At 44.0% G+C, this 16,985-nt stretch carries 12 protein-coding genes and 1 pseudogene; 7 read left to right on the plus strand and 6 right to left on the minus strand.

All coding sequences use genetic code 11. The features are described from left to right. Nucleotides 1-1,407: 1,407 nt before the first annotated feature. The 3 genes and pseudogenes from OCV30_RS10595 to OCV30_RS10605 form a co-directional block, all read right to left on the minus strand. Nucleotides 1,408-2,421, minus strand: a pseudogene (locus OCV30_RS10595) (manganese-dependent inorganic pyrophosphatase). A gap of 441 nt (nucleotides 2,422-2,862) precedes the next feature. Further along, nucleotides 2,863-3,315 (minus strand): septal ring lytic transglycosylase RlpA family protein, encoded by a 453-nt coding sequence (locus OCV30_RS10600; RefSeq protein WP_065679580.1) that lies wholly within the window; start codon nucleotides 3,313-3,315, stop codon nucleotides 2,863-2,865. A 366-nt stretch (nucleotides 3,316-3,681) separates the two neighbouring features. Further along, the gene (locus tag OCV30_RS10605) at nucleotides 3,682-4,173 is read right to left on the minus strand and encodes a VOC family protein (RefSeq protein WP_029406249.1); all 492 of its coding nucleotides are present in this window, start codon (nucleotides 4,171-4,173) and stop codon (nucleotides 3,682-3,684) included. 496 nt (nucleotides 4,174-4,669) lie between these two features. Between OCV30_RS10605 and ahpC the strand changes: the two genes are divergently transcribed. Both ahpC and ahpF read left to right on the plus strand, forming a co-directional pair. After that, nucleotides 4,670-5,227, plus strand: coding sequence for an alkyl hydroperoxide reductase subunit C (gene ahpC / locus OCV30_RS10610; RefSeq protein WP_004736364.1), 558 nt, complete (start codon nucleotides 4,670-4,672; stop codon nucleotides 5,225-5,227). 226 nt (nucleotides 5,228-5,453) lie between these two features. Beyond that, nucleotides 5,454-7,046, plus strand: coding sequence for an alkyl hydroperoxide reductase subunit F (gene ahpF, locus OCV30_RS10615; RefSeq protein ID WP_065679579.1), 1,593 nt, complete (start codon nucleotides 5,454-5,456; stop codon nucleotides 7,044-7,046). Nucleotides 7,047-7,212: 166 nt separating this feature from the next. Here ahpF and OCV30_RS10620 read toward each other — a convergent pair whose 3' ends face one another. Further along, nucleotides 7,213-7,812 carry a LysE family translocator gene (locus tag OCV30_RS10620; protein ID WP_065679578.1) on the minus strand — a complete coding sequence of 200 codons (600 nt, stop codon included), beginning with the start codon at nucleotides 7,810-7,812 and terminating at the stop codon, nucleotides 7,213-7,215. 122 nt (nucleotides 7,813-7,934) lie between these two features. Here OCV30_RS10620 and OCV30_RS10625 point away from each other — a divergent pair, with 122 nt between their 5' ends. Beyond that, nucleotides 7,935-8,420, plus strand: coding sequence for an Lrp/AsnC family transcriptional regulator (locus OCV30_RS10625; protein WP_065679577.1), 486 nt, complete (start codon nucleotides 7,935-7,937; stop codon nucleotides 8,418-8,420). A gap of 153 nt (nucleotides 8,421-8,573) precedes the next feature. Here OCV30_RS10625 and OCV30_RS10630 read toward each other — a convergent pair whose 3' ends face one another. Together OCV30_RS10630 and OCV30_RS10635 are read right to left on the minus strand one after the other, a co-directional pair. After that, a complete protein-coding gene (locus OCV30_RS10630) occupies nucleotides 8,574-9,944 on the minus strand; it encodes an L-serine ammonia-lyase (protein ID WP_065679576.1) in 1,371 nt (456 codons plus the stop codon). A 26-nt stretch (nucleotides 9,945-9,970) separates the two neighbouring features. Beyond that, complete coding sequence (locus tag OCV30_RS10635) at nucleotides 9,971-11,512, minus strand: sodium:solute symporter family transporter (protein ID WP_065679575.1); 1,542 nt, start codon at nucleotides 11,510-11,512, stop codon at nucleotides 9,971-9,973. Nucleotides 11,513-11,861: 349 nt separating this feature from the next. Here OCV30_RS10635 and OCV30_RS10640 point away from each other — a divergent pair, with 349 nt between their 5' ends. From OCV30_RS10640 to OCV30_RS10655, 4 genes are all read left to right on the plus strand, one after another. Next, on the plus strand, nucleotides 11,862-13,157 hold the full coding sequence (locus OCV30_RS10640; protein WP_065679574.1) for an MFS transporter: 1,296 nt from the start codon (nucleotides 11,862-11,864) through the stop codon (nucleotides 13,155-13,157). Nucleotides 13,158-13,319: 162 nt separating this feature from the next. Then, nucleotides 13,320-14,336 carry a nuclear transport factor 2 family protein gene (locus tag OCV30_RS10645; RefSeq protein ID WP_004736372.1) on the plus strand — a complete coding sequence of 339 codons (1,017 nt, stop codon included), beginning with the start codon at nucleotides 13,320-13,322 and terminating at the stop codon, nucleotides 14,334-14,336. Between the two features lie 199 nt (nucleotides 14,337-14,535). Beyond that, nucleotides 14,536-15,612, plus strand: coding sequence for a porin (locus OCV30_RS10650; protein ID WP_065679573.1), 1,077 nt, complete (start codon nucleotides 14,536-14,538; stop codon nucleotides 15,610-15,612). 263 nt (nucleotides 15,613-15,875) lie between these two features. After that, complete coding sequence (locus OCV30_RS10655) at nucleotides 15,876-16,907, plus strand: LacI family DNA-binding transcriptional regulator (protein WP_065679572.1); 1,032 nt, start codon at nucleotides 15,876-15,878, stop codon at nucleotides 16,905-16,907. The last annotated feature ends 78 nt before the right edge of the window (nucleotides 16,908-16,985 follow it).

Raw genomic sequence — 16,985 nt, forward strand, 5'->3', positions numbered from 1 at the left:
TGAACCAGAATAGTAATTCTGATACTGGGATCTGCAAGCAACAAACGTAAATTGTTTGAGTTGCAAAGAGCGCCATAAAACTCCGCTTTGTTGTTCGGGGGAAGTTGATTTTTCGTATGCATACAATTAACTAGCACTTTTAAGAATAACATTGATAATATGCACTCCATTCAGATGTCTAACGTATTGTTATAAATGTCAAAAATATTGTTCTCATTGTTGTTAGTTAATATAGCGGTACTTTTCCTATTGCTTGATTTCATCCAAGTGTCTTTGTATCTGTATATCCCGCTTTTATCTCTTTTAACTTTTAAGATTATTTGGTGGGAACTACTAGAATCTAAACCTCATCCACCTTCTAGCGTATACACATACTTCACAACTAAGTATGTAAACTTGCACTGTAAATACATCCTTAGAACTAAGATAAAAAATGGAGTTATTGACGCTCTGCTTTCCGCTTTCTTTGTAATTAGGAGTACAGAAGCGCGTAACCTAATAACAATATTAATAATGTCATTTTCACTATTGATACTTAGTCTTTGTAAATCTGAGGATGAACTGTTACTCAGTTCAATCTTCTCATCGATATTCGCCGCATGTATTTTTGACTTTGTAATAATTCGGCTTCCTGACGAAATAAAAAAGATAAGGTACAGTGAAAACATCGGTATATCAGTCTCATATATACAAACAATAAGACGTTCTATGTCCCATGCTCTGGGGGACGAAGATTTCTTCACGCAAGCTATAGACAGACACAATTATGAGTTAAACCTAAACCAGTATTCTCGTATAGATTGCCGCAAACCAGTTGAATCTAGAATAGTGTTTGGTGATAGCTACATTCAGTCTCTAATGATAAAGCGTATAAAAATCAGGAAAGCGCTTACAGGGAAGGATTATATTTCAATAAATGACTATTTGTGTATTTGTATAATGGTATTAAATTATGTTGTGGATGATCTGTTGAGTAAAGATGAGTTACATCACTACCCTGATGTTAGAGTATCTATTTTGAACCTGAAATCGGCAATGAAGAATGACATAACTTCTACTTCTATTGATACTGATTATAAAGTAAACCAAAAAACTATTTATGATTTAGAATTAAGGTGCTCTCATAGAATGAGAGACTTTTTTGATCACTATATACTACCCATGGAAACAGTAGAATTCTGGTTTGTAAGGAAGATGCGAAAATATTCTCGACATTATGGTATTCCCAATTCACATTTCTCTTATGATGCGACTCAAATGCACCTTAAAAACATGCAAGATAGACTGTGCATTAGCCTACATAAGAGCGCAGAGTAAGCACTGTAGAGAAGCAAACTAGCTGGGTCGGTTTACACTACAAAAGGGATTGGTATCTCTACCAATCCCTCTCCCAAACTCTCTTTCTACTTACAAGCTCTCAATTGCCTTTTGCACTGCAGGGCCAATCTGACGCTTCCGAGAAGTGACGCCCTCTAGGGTCAGCATGTCGCTTGTCGGTTCAGCGTTGAAAGCCGACTTGATAACTTGGTAGTCGCTTTCATCCACCCACAATAGGTTCGCTTCTTTATTCTTGGTGTCTGTGATGGAGAAGAACAGATGATCTAAGCCGTTCTCTTCTTTATAAGACTTCATCGCTGCCAAAAGCTCGTCTTTGCGGTCAATCAGTTATTGAGCGGTTAGCGTTTCAGCGACACCAATGCCCACCTGTTTGCCACCGTACTTAAAGTTTTTGTAATCCAGAGTCAGAATGGTTTCAGATGAAAGGTGGCTAAGATCCGATTTAGCAACCAACATCTGTTGACCGAAATCTTCAATATCTGAAACGCCTGCAACCTTCGCCAGCTTCTCTGCGTATTCACGATCATGCTCAGTCGTGGTTGCTGATTGGAATACCACAGTGTCAGAAAGAATCGCACCCAGTCCGACACAAGCAAGGTGTTTAGGTAAGGTCACATCGAGCTTTTCAGCGTTGTCAGCCAGAATAGTGGCAGCTGAACCCCAACCTCGAATATCCATCTCGACAATTTGTGGTGTGTTAATCGGAGAGCCACCAATCGTGTGATGATCGACCACAGCCACAATAGATGACTGATCGATGGTTGGCGCTAATTGAGTCACTTGGTTGAAGTCCACCAGCCCCACTCGATATGAAGAGTAATCTGTCTCTACACGTGGTGATTCCGCATTGCAGTAGTTCAAGATAAACGTCGATTCAGGGTTGATAGGCTCAGGCACTGTCGCCGTGCCGCCATAGATATGAGCCGCGAGCATCGCAGACATTACCGTGTCGCTGTCTGGGCTAAGGTGCCCTGTCCATACGAGATCTTCACTGTTTTCATTGGCTGATTGTTGCAAGCTAAAAGCAAAACTTGCTGAACTGAATGACATAATTACGGCGGCAACGACAGGTGTTAGCTTCACGGGTACTTCCTTATTTGGATTCGTTTTAGAACCCCATAAACTAGCCAGCAAAAATTTCAAAACCGTGTCAGCGATGTTTCAGATTTACTTCAGTAAGTAACGAAATGTAATTCCCTTTTCCTTCTCCTTGCCAATTAAATTACAACTCACTTTGGATTAGGTCATCTTTTCATTATTTCACAATGAATTTTAATGAAGCTTGGTGAACCGACATGTAAACCACTGAATCATTGAGATATAAAAGACCCAATTCAAATTCTAAGAATTAGATAATCTAACTAAAAAATGATGGTAGAAAGGATCAAAAAAGGCCGCAAACGCAGCCTAATCAAGTAAGCATAAATGTACTGTACATTCATCAAGGTCGACGGTCAGTTCCTCCCCTTTCTATTGCAAGTAAGGGGTCGGAGATGTAAACCAAGGGGAGGCTAGGAGGGGATTCTAGTGCTTATACCTAAAGGTATTACTGTCATCAACAATCTCGATTTTGACAGGCACAGTACCTTGCTTAACATTGCCGATTTTTGCAAATGCCTTATGCGAGAGGTCAATCACTCGGCCTTTTACGTAAGGGCCTCGATCGTTAATTTTAACTTCGACAGACTTATTATTGGCGGTGTTAGTCACTCTCACGATCGTCCCCAAGAGCAAGGTTTTATGAGCCGCTGTGTAGGCATTCATGTTGTATGTCTCACCACTTGCTGTGAGTTTTCCATGGAATTTATCGCCATACCAAGAAGCTTTACCCACAAGAGCATGTGACTTGGCATAGTCCTTTGTTTTAGAACTGCCGACAGCCGACGTTGAGGTGCATCCGGCTAATATCATAAGAATAAGAGCGGTAAAGATGATGTGTAGTTTTTTCATGTGATTTGGGAACGCTAATCTGTGCATGTTTCTCTATTTTCGTTGTTGTTGGTTAGCAATATTGTGCTGAGTATAGTCACAACTCAGTCGAGGCAACCATTCGGTATGAGCCCGCAATATTTCCATGAACTACGCTTCCTTCCGTCATATTCATGAAAGGTTTTATCCTGAAAACGTCAACTTTAACAACGCCTTAAATCTTTTTCTTTATTAGTCATTCAACACAAACAAACTGCGGTTCAAAGAACACCCGAAGACAGGTTGATTTATGCCCGAGTCTAATATTAAGTGCCCCTTCTCTCATCAAAGAAACGCAAAAAAGGATTGGTATCTCTACCAATCCTCTTTAGGGGGTGTTTCGGTTTTCTACCTTATGACAGGTAGGTAGCGCGATTACTCGTAATCAGTCGCGTACGTGTCTTCGTATGTGTGCGAGTAGAATTCGAATAGGTTGCCAAATGGGTCTTCTAAGTAAACCATTTGCGCTTGTTTTAGTTCGTCTTCTGGGTGGTAACGCATGATGTCCATACGAACCTTACCGCCATACTCTTCAACGCGCTTAATAGCTGAATGAAACTGCTCTTTTGGAAGCTGTAAACAGAAATGGAAGATACCTAGACGAGAGAAGTCTACTTCGTGACGCTCTTGGCGATCTTTCATTTCGAACAGCTCAACACCGATACCATCAGAAGTTACTAGGTGTGCAATGTTGAAGCCTTTGAAGCCTTCGCCAAATACTGCGATACACATACGGCCGATTGCTGATTCGCGCTCTTCCATAACCTTAGTGTTGTTCATTACGATTCTTAGACCCAGAGCCTTAGTGTAAAACTCGACTGCCTTGTCCATGTCGCCAACCATGATGCCTACGTGATTCATTTTCATAACTTGCTCCAAATTCGTTTTTAATTCTGTGCTTTCCGAAGATTAGCTTCGGTGTTTCGTTTCGATGAAGAGAGTATATGGAGATGCGAAGATTAACTAAAATTATCATAAATTATATTAATGATAATTTTTTGTTATTTACAGGTTTAGCATCAGATCCCAGCTCACTTAAAGAAGCCATGCCTGCCCTTGCCTACTTACCTACTTACCTACTTGGATACATAGATACATAGAGGCTTACGTGAATAGAGATAAGCCTAAATAGAGAACAACCTAAAGAGCATAGCTACTCAAATTATGGGGTGCTGATGTTTGATGGCTTTTTTTAATCGTTTTTGTTGATAGCTTTTGCCGATAGTCCTTTCCTTTCGAAGATAGGATTCGCCTATTGAATCTATAGAAATGTCCGATTTCACTAATTTTCGGTGCGAATGCAATATAGCTCCATCGACGCGGGATAGCGTTAAACACTACAAATTAGAAAGAGAGTCGAATCATGATCAACACAGAAATCAAACCATTCAACGCAACAGCATTCAAAAACGGCGAATTCGTAGAAATCACTGAGCAAGACGTTAAAGGCAAGTGGGCTGTATTCTTCTTCTACCCAGCAGACTTCACGTTTGTATGTCCAACTGAGCTAGTTGACCTACAAGACAAATACGCAGAGCTTCAATCTCGCGGCGTAGAAGTTTTCTCAGTATCAACTGACACGCACTTCTCTCACAAAGCATGGCACGATACTTCTGACAAAATCGGCACTATCGAATACTTCATGGTCGGCGACCAAACAGGCAACATCACAAACAACTTCAACGTTATGCGTGAAGGTCAAGGCCTTGCAGACCGTGCAACGTTCCTAATCGACCCTGAAGGCGTTATCCAAGCAATGGAAATCACAGCTGAAGGCATCGGCCGTGACGCTGAAGACCTACTACGCAAGGTTAAAGCTGCACAATACGTAGCCGCTCACCCAGGTGAAGTTTGCCCTGCAAAATGGAAAGAAGGCGAAGAGACTCTAGCGCCATCTCTAGACCTAGTAGGCAAGATTTAATCTAAGCCTAGTTCAAACAAGAACAGCTAGAAAGAACAAGTAAAACAGAACAGTTAAACGGTTCTACAGGCGCGCTTCGGCCCCCTCCTAAAGGGCAGTTGCGCGCCACCCTTTCAAAAAATCAACACCACAATATTTGCCGACTTGCGCCCCCTTTTTATTTTCCTTTTTCAGCAAGAAGGTATTGGTCAATACCAAGACACAGAATTTAAGAGCAGGCACGATTATGTTAGATCAAGCAATGAAGCAGCAGCTAAAAGCATACCTAGAAAACCTAAAAACCAAGGTTCAGTTAGTCCTTAGCCTTGATGACAGCGACACCGCGAACAAACTTCAAGATCTGGCGAATGATATCGCCTCTCTCACCGACAAAATTGAAGTAATTCGAGATGATAACGCAAGCACTCGCCGCCCAATTATGCAGGTCGTGAACCAAGAGAAAGGCACTGCGATCGGTTTCGCTGGCTTACCAATGGGTCACGAGTTCACATCTCTGGTACTTGCACTGCTTCATAGTGGTGGTCACCCTATCAAGCTTGAAGCTGACGTAATCGAGCAAATTAAAGAACTCGATCAAGAGCTTAATGTAGAGATTTTCATCTCGCTATCGTGCCAAAACTGTCCAGAAGTGGTTCAAGCCTTCAACATGATGTCGGCGATTAACCCTCTGGTTAAGACAACGATGATTGATGGCGCAGCATTCCAAGACGAAGTGAAGTCTCGCGACATCATGGCAGTACCAAGCGTGTTTATTAACGGTGAGCTATTTGGTCAAGGCCGTATGTCACTGGCAGAGATCCTTAACAAAGTTGATTCAGGCGCTGCAGAAAAGAAAGCAGCAAACCTAAACCAACAAGCACCCTTTGATGTATTGGTTGTCGGCGGTGGCCCTGCGGGTTCTTCAGCCGCTATCTATGCGGCACGTAAAGGCATTCGTACCGGTGTGGTTGCTGACCGATTCGGTGGTCAAGTGATGGATACGATGGCGATTGAGAACTTTATCTCAGTGAAAGCGACAACTGGCCCTAAGTTAGTGGCCAGCCTTGAAGAGCACGTAAAAGAGTACGGTGTTGAAGTGATGACTGAGCAGCGCGCTGCAAACATCATTGCGGCAGAAAACACTGAAGACGGTTACATCCACGTAGAGCTAGAGAGCGGCGCAACACTACGAGCTCGCACGGTTATCACAAGTACCGGTGCTCGCTGGCGTGAAATGAACGTTCCGGGTGAGCAAGAGTACCGCAATAAAGGTGTAGCTTACTGCCCACACTGTGACGGTCCTTTATTCAAAGGCAAGAAAACAGCGGTTATCGGTGGTGGTAACTCAGGCATCGAAGCGGCAATTGATTTAGCGGGTATCGTTGAACACGTAACCGTACTTGAATTTGCAGACACACTGCGTGCCGACCAAGTGCTTATCGACAAAGCGAACGCAACACCAAACATCGAAATCATCAAGATGGCGCAAACAACGCAAGTGATTGGTGATGGCAACCGCGTAACCGGTCTGGAATACAAAGACCGCAACACCGATGAACTTAAACAGATTGAACTAGCAGGTATCTTTGTTCAAATCGGCCTGATGCCAAACAGCGAATGGTTGAAGGGTTCGAAGGTAGAGCTTTCACCACGCGGTGAAATTGAAATTAACGCTCATGGCGCAACATCAATGAAAGGTGTGTTTGCGGCGGGTGATGTAACAACCGTACCTTACAAACAGATCATCATTGCAATGGGTGAAGGTGCAAAAGCAAGCTTAGGTGCATTTGACCACCTAATCCGTAACTCAGCTCCAGTTAAAGAGGCTGAAACGGCTTAATCTTTAAACCTAAAACTTAAAAATTAAAACTTAAAAGCTTCTAGGCATAAAAGCTTTTAGCTCAAGTTCCTTAAATATTTGTTAACTTAATTCTTTACTGTTAACGACTTAGTCGACATTTAGACACCACTCCTATGGATTTAGGAGTGGTTTTTTTCTTTGTGATTTATGCCGGTTGATAAAGCATAAAGGCAACCACAAGTGCGAGACTACCGCCTAAGCAACGGTTCACAAACATCATCTGCTTTGGCGATTGCAGTAGCTTTTTAAGCATGGTTCCACAATACGCCCACACCAACATGCAAGGCACACCGGTAATAACCATGCCCGCGATAATAGTCACTACTTGGATCAAGTAATCTGCATTCGGGGTGATGAACTGCGAAAACACGGTTAATGAAGCAATCCAACCTTTAGGGTTCAACACCTGCACCAACACGCCTGACATAAAGCCCGAGCGATTATCAGTCGTGCTTTCTTCGATTTGCATGTTCGCAATCGACCACGCCATAAACAGCAAGTAAGCCGCACCCGCGTATTTCAAAATGTTATAAAGATCTGGGTAAAGGGTAAATAGACTCACCAAACCGACACTAGAACCCGCCAGTACGATGATGATGCCGACAGCATTCCCAAAGATAAAAGGTAAAGTCGCTGCAAATCCATAACGACTTGAAATCCCAAGTAATGCGATATTGCCTGCCCCAGGTGTAATTGCAATTGATGTTGAAAATAGCAAGAACGCCAGCATTAATTGAGAGCTCATTTCCTCTCACTCCTAATAAGTAAAGTATTTATACGGAGAGAGTTTACAGATTCGACTAGGAATTAAATTGCTATATAGGCTAATATTAATGCAAATTTGAGCAAGATTTTTCTAAAACACCCATGAAACAGAAAGAATCCACCAAAGAAGTATTAGATGACACTGATATCGCCATCTTAGAACATATCCAACAAGACGGACGAATGAGCAACAGTAAGCTCGCAGAGAAAGTGAACCTCAGCGAAACCCCATGTTGGCGCCGTTGGAAACGCATGGAAGAGGCCGGCTATATCGATGGTTATGCCGCGAAGCTAAACCGCAAAAAGCTTGGTTTTCATGTGGCTGGTTTTACTCTTGTGACCTTGGGTAACCATGAAGTAGAAAACACAGAACCGTTTGAAGAGTTTGTCGAAGTAACCGATTGGATTCCTATGTGTCACTGTATTGCAGGCGGCGCAGATTATATGATTCAAGTGCTAGCGAAAGATTTGGAAGAGTACTTTGAGCGTATTAGCTCGATCAGGCGAGTAAAAGGCGTGAGTGCGATCCAGTCCAATATCTCGGTTAAAGAGTTGAAAAACAGCTATCTGCTTCCTCTTGGAGAATAATCTTGCTCCAAGTTGATAAGCAGTCGTCTTCTTTCAACAAGAATGATACTTAAAAGCCCAGTCACCTTAAAGCCTTGAAGCCTTGAAGCCTTGAAGCCTTGAAGTCTAACGCTACTGGGCTTTGATATTGAGCCTAATTAATCTGTTTGATCGCTACTCACATGGTGCTGCAAGATGAATCAGAGCAAGGCCACCGAGTGAAGTTTCACGATACTTCTTGTTCATGTCCTTACCCGTTTGATACATGGTCGCGATAACCTTATCCAATGAGATCAGACTTTTGCTATTACGTTTAAGAGCCATTCGTGAAGCATTAATCGCTTTCATGGAACCCATCGCATTTCGTTCAATACATGGCACTTGTACTAAGCCACCAATTGGGTCACATGTCATACCTAGCGAATGTTCCATCGCGATTTCGGCTGCAATACAAATCTGCTCGTTGCTGCCGCCGCGTAATGCCGTTAAACCCGCTGCCGCCATAGAAGATGACACGCCCACTTCACCTTGGCACCCTACTTCCGCACCAGAAATAGAAGCGTTGGTCTTGTACAAAATACCAATCGCACCCGATACGGCTAAGAAGTCTTTTAACTGCTTGGTATCGAGTTCTTTAATGAAGCGATGGTAATACATCAATACCGCAGGGAGAACACCGGCCGCACCATTGGTGGGTGATGTCACCACTTGACCGCCAGCTGCATTTTCTTCACTCACCGCAAAAGCGAACAAGTTAATCCAGTCCATGATTTCCATTGGGTCGTTTTCAACGGCTGCATTCGCTTCGAGCTTCTTCAACAAGTTTGGCGCACGACGTGTTACGTTCAAACCACCATCAAGAATGCCTTCGGTTTCAAAGCCACGCTCCATGCAACGAGTCATTACTCGCCAGATTTGATCGGCCTTTCCTGAAATAATATCCGCGCTTTGGAAAGCTGCTTCATTTTTCAGAATCATGCCACCCAAGCTCATGCCGCTGTCTTCTGCTTTTCTCAGCATTTCATCGGCATTTTTGAATGGGAAAGGGACTTCTACGGCTTGGGTTTGAGTGCCATTCTGCAGTTCATCCGCGGTTGCGATAAAACCGCCGCCAATCGAATAGTAAGTTTCATCAACAATTACGCTTCCACTTTGGTCAAACGCGGTAATCATCATGCCGTTTTCATGCAGAGGCAGATTGTCTTCATGAAATAGCATGTCGGTTTGATAATTGAAGCCAATGGTGTGATGGCCACTCAGCTGCATTTCACCACTGTCGATAGCAAGACGCATCGCTTCATTAGCGCTGGTGATCTTAATCGTGTCTGGTTTATTTCCAAGCAAACCCAAGATGGTTGCTCTGTCGGTGTGGTGGCCTATGCCAGTCAATGACAAAGAACCGTATAAATCCACCTGAACACGCGTCACATCTGCGATTCTATCAGCGATTAATTGTGTGAAATGAAAACCCGCAATCATTGGGCCGTTGGTGTGAGAGCTCGATGGCCCAACACCAATTTTGTAGATATCAAAGATCGATAACATAGATATACCAGTAATAAATCGGTCAATTAAGAAAGAGCGGCATAAAGCCAATCAGGGATAACAGTACAAGCAGCAATCGTCACAACAGCGAACACCAACAAGCCGTAATGACTCGCGGTAGGCTTTGCAAACAAATGCTTTTGTTTGGCTATAAATTCATTTTGTTGCTCGGTTACTTCTCCCCAGAAACGACTCACAACAACGCCTAACACCAAGAAAACCACAGTGCCAATCAAGGCAAACCAAGGCCAAGCTATGCCGCTGTATTTAGCGATGAATACGACGGCCACACTGCCAATACTGCCTGCAATCACCCCTTTCTCATTTGCCTTTTTAAAGAACAAACCCAGGATGAAAGAGCCAAGGCGAATACCAACAAAAATAGAGGTCAGGCTCGCAATAGTTTTAAGCACTGATTCATTAGAAACCGCCAGTAATGCAGGAACAACAACCGACGCTGCAGCAACCAAGCTCATTTTTCTAGCCACTGATTCATAATGTGCATCGGAAGCTTTCTTACGGAACAAACGCTTATAGAAATCGAACGTTGCCACTGTCGCCATTGAGTTATAAGTTGAATCCAAGGTCGACATTGCCGCTGCCGAGAGTGCTGAAATCACCAAACCAACAACGATTGGGTTGGTATGGTTAAACACAAAATCGAGAATCACTTCATTGCTGTTTTCAAAGCTTTGCTCTTGATAAAAAACACTCAATAAAACGCCCATTACAGAGAAAAACAGGTAAATAAAGAACGCGCCGTAACCACAAAGCAGCATCGATTTTTGTGCAGTCTTAACGTTCTTGGTCGCCAATGTTCTTTGAATAATCAGTTGGTTTGTGCCATACACACTCAAGTGTAAGAAGCTCACTGCCACTACGCCTGCCCACAATGTGGTATCAACACCCAAGTCAAAATCGAGGTTGATGATATTCAGATGTTCAGGAGACAACACCTCCCCTGCATCAATCTTCATCAGCAATAAAGCAAAGATCGCAATGCTGCCGATGATCAGCACCGCCGACTGCAACATGTCTGTCCATATGACAGTCGAGATACCGCCCGCATAGGTATACAAAGCGGTAAATAAGCTGATGTAGATGATTGCCTCGGAGATACTCACCGGCAACACTTGCACCAAGATCAGTGCAACCGCATACAAAATCACACCTGCCGAAATACACTGAACCACAATAAACACGATAGAGTTGATCGTGCGAGCAACAACGCCAAAGCGGTGCTCTAGGTATTCATAAATCGAGGTTAGGCCGAGTTTGTAAAACACCGGGACAAAGAAAACCACAGCGAAAAAGATCACTATTGGGTAATTCAAATGGACGCTCATCGCTTCCATGCCTGAGCTATAAACCCAGCCCGGCATGCCCACGAACGTCATCGCACTGATGTAGGTTGCAAGAATCGACACACCTGCCGTAAACCAACCAAATTGTTTTCCGCCCGTTGAGAAATCGCCACCAACGCTATAACGCTTATTCACTAAGTAACTGATAAATAGAGTAGTTAGTACATAAAGAGCAATAACCACAAAACTTGAGTACGTAACCATTTTTAGATTCCGTTTATTGTATTTCGCAAATCATTCGCCGCCAATAGTACTTAAAATTGGATATATTCCCTCAAAAACCCACAGTAAGTGTGAGTATTGTCACTAATATAGATGAATAAACGCTCAAAACGTCCTAATCAGCGCAAACACACGATCTAATGAGATCCAGATCACCAAAATACATAAAATGGGTACGCACTCATTTTAAAATTGACCTTGATCACGGATCTAATAACCACAAAAATTCTATTATCTCTCCCGAAACGAAGACGGTGTAGTGAACATCAATAACCACTGCACAATAATCAAAACTAAAAACACCCTATAAAAAAATAAAGGTTTATCGGTCATGACTATTAAAAAACACATGAGCGAAGTTCCTATGATTCAAAGGGTAGCTGCTTATCTAGCAATTCTAGTTGGCTACTTTTTCTATTGTTATAACTTTGTAATTATTGACTACGTACGCCCCTACATCGTTGATGCGTACGATGGTATTAACTTGGCGGATACCGCTCAGTTCTATACATGGCAGTCGGTTGGCGCACTTATTGGTGCCCTAAGCTGTGCATGGGTGGCATCAAACTTTGGTAAGAAATCGACTCTTATTGTCATCACCGCACTGAATGGTGGCGCAACCATCATCAACATGATGTTTACTGATTACGCGATGTGGGCAGCAATGCGTTTCATCATCGGTATTTCTTTGGGTGGCTACTTCACAGTAGCAGTAAGCCTGATGATTGGCCTATTCACACCAAGCGTTCGCGGTAAGTTAACGGCATTCGCTTCTTCTATGTTCTCGGTTGCTCTAATGGCAATGGGCGCATACGCGGCATTCATTTCTAGCATCGATGCACCTTGGCAGAGCCTAATGTGGGTGGGTGGTATTCCTCCTCTAGTTGCTGCTGCACTGATGATCTTCATCCTGCCTAGCGACAAGAAAGTGATCGCTTACGGTGAAGAAGATCAAGCCGTAGCTGAAGCATCGAATAAACCAGCGAAGAAAGGTTCTTGGGGTGAAATGCTAAGCGCGCCTTACCGCAAGCTAACCATCACTTGTCTACTACTGGCTGGCCTTAACTTCTATGGCTACCAATTCTTCTCAGGCTTCGTGACAACATACCTGAAAGAAGTTCGCCAATTTGACGGTTCAACTATCGGCATCATCTTCTCTATCTCAGCATTCGGTTCTCTATTCGGTGCTTGGGTATGGGGTGCAATCGCCGACAAATACGGCCGTAAAGTGAACGCGTTTGGTTTCATCCTTGCGGGTGTTATGGCTTCAGTCTTCTTCGTTGCACCAAGCGACGTGATGATCGGCAGCCTAAACATGCTGGCTATCCTAGGTCTTATCTACAACTTCGGTCTGTCTGCTTCTGCGGTATGGGGTGGCTACTTCTCTGAGTTGTTCCCTGCTCACCTACGTAGCTTCGGTGCAGCTCTGTTCCACGGTGGTCGTATCATCGGCATGTGGGCACCAATGGTGTTGGTATTCATCCAAGAGCGCAGCGACCTTGCGACTGCAATGTGGGGCTCGCCAATCGTATGGATTCTAGCTGGTCTACTGTGGCTATCTCTACCAGAAACATTGAAAGGCGGCATTTTCGACAAGAGCAAAAAAGCGGAAACAGCAAAAGCTTAATCCCCTTAAGTTGAAGACTTCTAAAAGTTGAAAACCTCTAGAAGTTGAAGACCTCTAAAGACACGAAATAAACATCAATCCGGCTGAGAAGTCAGCCGGTAACAAAATCCAAATCGAGTCCTGTTCCGAATGTTGGCTCGACAACAAAAAAGAGAATTTACTATGTCTAAATATCAAGAAGCTAAACGCATTGTTCGCGATTACTTTGACGCTATCGAAAACGCAACACACGAGAACGTTGCTGAAGTTTTAAAAGCGCACACGTCTGAAGATTACTTATGGCGCGGTGTTTACCCATTCCGTGAGCAAGAAGGCGCACAAGCAGCTGCTGACGTATTCTGGGCGCCAATGATGAAGTCAATGACTCGCATGCAGCGTCGTCAAGACATCTTCATCGGTGGTAACAACGAAGTTAACCCAGATGAGATTTGGGTAATGAGCATGGGTCACTTCATGGGTCTATTCGACGCTGAATACCTAGGCATGCGCCCTACTGGCAAGATCATGAACGTTCGCTACGCAGAGTTTAACTGTGTGGTTGACGGCAAAATCACTAAGACAGGCCTGTTCCTAGACCTTCTAGGCATGATGGATCAAGCGGGTTGCTACCCACTTCCACCATCAACTGGTAAGCACTTCGTTTACCCTGGCCCACGTAACCACGATGGTCTGTTGTTTGAAGACGCGGCTCCAGAAGAAGGCGTTGCAACGCTTGCTCTAGTAAACAAAATGGTTGATGACCTGTCTGCTCTTAACGACAGCGGCGCGATGGGTTGCCCACCAGAAGTACTCGCGAAGAGCTGGTCAAAAGACATGATTTGGTACGGTCCATGTGGCATCGGCGCGTCTTACACAATTCCTCGCTACCAACAACAGCACCAACTTCCTTTCCGTAACAACCTGAAAGACAAGAAGTTCAACGGCCACGTTTGTCGTTTCGCTGAGGGTAACTTCTCTTGTTTCTTCGGTTGGCCAAACCTATCAAACACACCAACAGGTGGCTTCCTTGGTATGACTGGCGGCGAAGTACGCGCAAACATGCAAGTGGTTGACGTGTACTACCGTGACGGCGACAAACTGTCTGAGAACTGGGTTCTTATCGACCTTCCTTACTGGCTACAACAGCAAGGTCTGGATGTGTTCGAGCGCACTTCATCTATCATGAACCCTACGTTGTAACCATGTCCTATTGTCTACCTAGTCCTTACCTACGCTAGGCAGGCATGACTGCCGAGGGCTCCTTCTCGCCCTCGACAACTTGCTCCACCCAAGATAACCAACTTGTGCCTCACGGATGGGCACACCCTGCCAAACCATTACCTATATAACGGGCTTGAAAGCACGGTGGCTTTCTGCGGCCTGAATAAAGAGAACAACAATGAACAAGTCGATACTTTCTGCAGTGATCCTGACGGCACTTACATCAGGTTCAGCTTTTGCTGCACACACTTTTACCAATGACGCGGGCGATAGCCTTACTTTAGACGGTCGTTTCGACGTTCGTTACCAAGACAAAGGTGGCGATCATAATGGCGAATGGAACAGCGGTAGTTCTCGTTTCGGCCTTAAAGGTCAAATGGGACTAGACAACGATTGGACTGGCTTTGGCCATGCCGAATGGGGTTATAACTCAGGTGCTAACGGCGACAATATTTACGACCGACTTCTATACGCAGGCGTAGAGCACGAAAAATACGGCAAGATTGCTGCGGGTACTAAACAGTGGTCTACCTTTTACGATGTGGCTTGGTTTACCGATATGGGTCGTGTTTTTGGTTCACGTGGTTCTGGTTACTACAACCTTTCTGACTGGGGTATTGCTTCTGGTACAGGCCGCGCGGAAAACTCTATCACTTACCGCAACAACATCAGCGATAACTGGAAATACGGCTTCACTTATCAGACAACTCGTGAAGATGTTGGCCTTGCGGATGGTTTAACCGCAACACTGAAAAACGGTATGGGCGCTTCAACGCTTTATACCATCACTGACGGCCTAACCATTGGTTTGGCTTACCATCAGAATGAATTTGACGATGTCGATGCTGGCGTTAAAAACATCAAAGATGGCGATACACAACGTATCGGTTTATTAGGTTTGAACTACACCAATAATGGTCTGTTTGTTGGCTTCACCTACAGCCAAGGTTCTAACTGGGAAACCACCAGCAAAGCAGAATTCTACGACCACCGTGGTGCTGAATTCTTCACCTACTACCACTTTGAAAATGGTCTACGTCCAACCTTTAACGTTAACTACTTAACGGACACAGACGACAACGCGAATGGTTACGAACGTCAGCTTATTATCCCTGGCCTTGAGTACCACTTTAAGAAGAACAAGTTCTTAGTATGGACGGAGTACCAATTCGACAACGGTAAAGATTCATACAATGGTGTGAAATACGAAAACAACGATGATCAGTTCGCTGCCGGTATTCGTTACTACTTCTAACGATGTAGCGGTATGTAGTTCATTTTTGAGTAAATTCGTAATCTAAAGCTCTGCTTCTAAGCAGAGCTTTTTAGTCACTATTTATTTGAAGCTACATTTTTGTAACGACATTTGTAGCGACACAGTTAATGGGTTGTACCCAACATAGAATTCAAAATAACCATTATTCCTTATTTTTCATATCATTCGTTGGCATTACTTTATGAGTACGTACCTAATCATGTTACTCTGTGCGCAGTCAATTTGGTTCAAAAGTATGGTCTATGAACTCTCCAAAACACTCCACGGCGTCAAAGCCAACCGTCACCTCTAAAGATGTCGCTAAGCTTGCTGGCGTTTCTCAATCAACTGTATCTCGCGTATTTGTACCGGGCAGTTCAGTGTCTGAAAAGACCAAGCAGAAAGTGTTCGATGCAGCAAAATCGTTGAATTATCGTCCCAATGCCTTTGCCCGCAGTCTGACGACAAATGAATCCAAATTGATTGGGTTAGTTTTCCCAGATGCCGACTACCCTATTCACATGAAAACACTGCAGCTTATCTCTACTGAGCTACAAAAACAGGGGTACTCTGCGGTATTGATTCCTTGGCAAGTTGATGGAAACGATAACCACTCTATTCCTAACATCTTCCAGTACCGTGTTGATGGCGTGATTGCCGCTTCTGCGACCTTTAATAAGTCGCTTTATGAAGAATGTGAAGAGTTCGACATCCCTATCGTTCAGTTCGCGCGGGTTGTTGAAGGGACTAAGAGTAACCATGTGGTGAGCGACAACTACGCTGCAGGTCAATTTGCTGCTCAGCACTTTCATAAACTTGATATCAAGTCAGCTACTTACCTCACAGGTAACGTCCCGACATTTACCAATGGCGAGCGCCAAGTGGGTTTCTGCACAGAATTTGAAGACCTAACGGGCAAACAAGCTCGCGTGATTGAAGCTGACTACGATTACCTTGATTCACTCGAGATAATCAGAGCCATGTTCAAAGAAGCTTCTCATCCTGAAGCCATATTTTGTGCGACGGACAATCTCGCTATGGCAGTGATGGACGTGGCTCGTTTAGAGTTCGGGCTCCGTATCCCAGAAGACCTACAAGTGATTGGGTTTGATGACATCCCACAAACTCAGTGGCTGAACTACCAATTGACCACTTTCAAGCAGGATTTCCGACGCCTTGCACGTGAGTCCGTGAAGATTGTCGTTAGCCAAATTCAAGAGCAAGACACTAGCTTAGTAAAGCTAATGGTGCCTGTTCAATTTGTAGAACGTAACACTACGTTGAAAGCAAAATAGCGTTTTCTTCAGCCTTTGTTTGCATGATTAAAACACGCTTTTAAACAACCCAAATACAAAAAAAACCGTTGGCGACGA

It is taken from the genome of Vibrio atlanticus (genome assembly GCF_024347315.1).
GTDB classification, from domain to species: domain Bacteria; phylum Pseudomonadota; class Gammaproteobacteria; order Enterobacterales; family Vibrionaceae; genus Vibrio; species Vibrio atlanticus.